Source organism: Arthrobacter sp. Y3223164 (assembly GCF_059091005.1).
The window spans coordinates 1-2,301 of sequence record NZ_JBNHGF010000420.1; the positions used below are offsets into that span (position 1 = coordinate 1).

Genomic DNA, 2,301 nt, shown 5'->3' on the forward strand with positions numbered 1-2,301 from the left:
GCCCCTGCCCTGCCGGCCGGCCTGCAGCGTTTCCTGGCCGGCGCCCAAGCCCACTCCCTGAAGGTCGACGTCGCCGAACGCTCCGGCGCCCGCAGCCTCGCCGAGGCCGCGCAACTGCTGGGCATCGCCGAGGCCGACATCGTCAAGACCCTGGTCATCAAGCACAAGGACGGCTCGTTCCTGTTCGCCCTCATCCCCGGCGACCGGCAGATCTCCTGGCCCAAGCTCCGCTCGCTGCTGGGGGTCAACAAACTTTCGCTGCCGCACGCCGATGTTGCCTACACGGCGACGGGCTACCGGCGCGGCACCATCACCCCGCTGGGCAGCAGCACGGCCTGGCCGGTGTACGCCGACGAGTCCATCCGCGGCCGGCGGATATCGCTGGGCGCCGGGGAACACGGTTACTCCGCCTTCGTCGACGCCGATGCGCTGACCTCCGCGCTCGGCGCCACCGTCGCCGACATCTCCGACCCGGCCTGAGCCCGCCGGGCCCGCTGAGCCGCCGGGGCACCGGCTGCTGGTTCCGGCCCGCACAGCACAAAGCCCCGCCGCCCGGTAGGGCGGCGGGGCTTTGCGGAAGCTAAAGAGAGCTTACTTGAGGGTGACGGTCGCGCCGGCAGCCTCGAGAACTTCCTTGGCCTTGTCGGCGGCTTCCTTGGTGGCGCCTTCGAGGACGGCCTTCGGAGCACTGTCGACCAGGTCCTTGGCTTCCTTGAGGCCCAGGGAGGTCAGCGCGCGGACTTCCTTGATCACTGCGATCTTCTTGTCGCCGGCAGCTTCGAGGACGACGTCGAACTCGGTCTGCTCCTCAGCAGCGGCTTCGCCGGCGCCGCCGGCTGCGGGGCCCGCAACGGCAACGGCTGCAGCGGTGACGTCGAAGGTCTCCTCGAACAGCTTGACGAACTCGGAGAGCTCGATGATGGTCAGTTCCTTGAAAGCTTCAATGAGCTCTTCGTTGGTGAGCTTCGCCATGGTTGGCGTCCTTCCTGATAGGTGATGCGGCTGGTGTGTCCGCACCAAGAGTTGGTTGGTGAAGAGTCTTACTGCTCTTCGGCGGCAGCCTCGGCCGGGGCCTCGGTTGCTTCGGCAGCGGGAGCTTCGGCTTCGGCAGCTTCGGCCGGAGCTTCGGCAGCGGCGCCGCCGTTCTCCTCCTGCTTGATGCGCAGCGCATCGAGGGTGCGGGCCAGTGCGGACATCGGCGCCTTGAGGACACCGGCGACGCGGGCCAGCTGGTGCTCGCGGGATTCGAGAGCGGCCAGCGCAGCAACGGCGGTTGCATCCAGGGCCTTGCCCTCGAAGATACCGGTCTTGATGATGAGCTGCGGGTTGGACTTTGCGAAATCCGTCAGGGACTTGGCGGCTGCAACGGCGTCACCCTTGATGAAGGCGATAGCAGTGGGTCCGGAAAGCTGGCCTTCGAACGCGTCGATGCCGGCTTCCTTGGCTGCAATGCCAGTCAGGGTGTTCTTGACGACCGAGAACTTGGTGTCCTGGCCGAGAGAAACACGCAGCTCCTTGAGCTGTGCAACGGTAAGCCCGCGGTATTCGGTTAGGACTGCAGCGCTGGATTCCTTGAAATCGCTGGTGATTTCTTCAACGGCTGCCACCTTGGTTGGCGTTGCCATAACCCTCCTTCCGGGGAATAGTGCCGGTGGTTCGGGTCGCACGCATAAAAAACGCCCCATGCAGGCGCACGGGGCTTCGTTCCCGCACCGGAGTTACGGCGGCGGGGCAATGCTTCGTTCACCTGCGCAGGCCGTCCCAGGCATGGGACTTTCGGTTGAAAACGTGGAGGATTTCAACGACCGACGGTCTTTGGTTCTTCAAGGTTACGGGATCCTGCCGCCGGACGCCAAATCGGCGGCCCGGAGCCGCGCCCACGACTGCACCCCCGGACGGATCAGCCGGCGGCCGACCGCAGCGCGGAGGCTCTCGCCGGGCCGGCGGCATTGGCGTCGAGGTCGTCCTGGACCTGGTCCACGTGGTCCTCCATCGCCTCGCGGGCTCCCTGGGCGTCCCCGCTTTCGACGGCGGCGAGCACCCTGCGGTGCATGGCGAGGGTGCGGGTGCGCACGGCCTGCGCCCCAAACGCTTCCCGCCGCGCGTCGGCCAGCACCCGGCCCATCGGCACGAAGACCGCCGGAAAGAGGATATTGCCGGACGCCTTGAGGACCACCGTGTGGAACAGCCGGTCGGCTTCGACGAAGGCATCCGCGTCGCCCGCGGCGTCCGCGGCCGCCATCGACTCCAGCTCCCCGCGCAGCAACTCCAGGTCCGCAGCGGTGCGGCGGAGCGCAGCCA

General features: G+C 67.4%; 4 protein-coding genes. 1 reads left to right on the forward strand and 3 read right to left on the reverse strand.

The annotated features are described in order from the left end of the window. Positions 1–9 precede the first annotated feature (9 nt). On the forward strand, positions 10–480 hold the full coding sequence (locus AC5RUJ_RS14885; protein WP_494156101.1) for an aminoacyl-tRNA deacylase: 471 nt from the start codon (positions 10–12) through the stop codon (positions 478–480). 111 nt (positions 481–591) lie between these two features. Here the strand turns inward: AC5RUJ_RS14885 and rplL are convergent, their stop codons facing one another. From rplL to AC5RUJ_RS14900, 3 genes are all read right to left on the reverse strand, one after another. Next, entirely contained in the window at positions 592–972 is a 381-nt protein-coding gene (gene rplL / locus AC5RUJ_RS14890) for a 50S ribosomal protein L7/L12 (protein WP_494000502.1), read from the reverse strand. 68 nt (positions 973–1,040) lie between these two features. Further along, positions 1,041–1,625 (reverse strand): 50S ribosomal protein L10, encoded by a 585-nt coding sequence (gene rplJ, locus AC5RUJ_RS14895; RefSeq protein ID WP_494012736.1) that lies wholly within the window; start codon positions 1,623–1,625, stop codon positions 1,041–1,043. 275 nt (positions 1,626–1,900) lie between these two features. Then, positions 1,901–2,301, reverse strand: a 401-nt coding sequence (locus AC5RUJ_RS14900; RefSeq protein ID WP_494156100.1) for a FadR/GntR family transcriptional regulator, incomplete at its 5' end; no start/stop codon positions are given.